This is a genomic window from Phyllobacterium sp. SB3, from assembly GCF_040009165.1.
In the GTDB taxonomy this organism is placed as follows: Bacteria; Pseudomonadota; Alphaproteobacteria; order Rhizobiales; family Rhizobiaceae; genus Phyllobacterium.
In genome coordinates, this window is the sequence record NZ_JBDYKI010000032.1 from 1 (window position 1) to 476 (window position 476).

1 protein-coding gene is annotated in these 476 nt (G+C 42.6%); it reads left to right on the forward strand.

From position 1 onward, the window contains the following. The coding region (gene prs / locus ABKW30_RS29265) for a ribose-phosphate diphosphokinase (protein ID WP_348602486.1) at positions 1 to 476 on the forward strand (476 nt) is incomplete at both ends.

The following is a 476-nucleotide window of genomic DNA, read 5'->3' on the forward strand; positions in this document are numbered from 1 at the left end:
CTTGGAAAACTATCATCACGTCAATTTTCAGACGGAGAAATCCAAGTAAATATCGAAGAAAGTGTCCGTGGTTATGATGTTTACATCATCCAATCAACAAGTTTCCCTGTCAACAACCACCTAATGGAATTGTTAATCATGGTCGATGCTTGTGTGCGTGCAAGTGCCCACAGTATCAACGTTGTCCTTCCATATTTTGGCTATGCACGTCAAGACCGCATTGCTTGTCCTCGTGAGCCACTTACAGCAAAACTAGTTGCCAATATGCTGGTTAAGGCTGGAGTTGATCGTATCCTGACTCTTGATTTGCATGCCGTTCAGGTTCAAGGTTTCTTTGATATTCCAGTGGATAATCTTTTCACTGTTCCCCTATTCGCAAAACATTACTGCGATAAAGGATTGCTTGGTTCAGATGTTGTTGTCGTTAGCCCTAAAAATTCAGGTGTCAAACGTGCGCGTAGCCTGGCTGAATATCT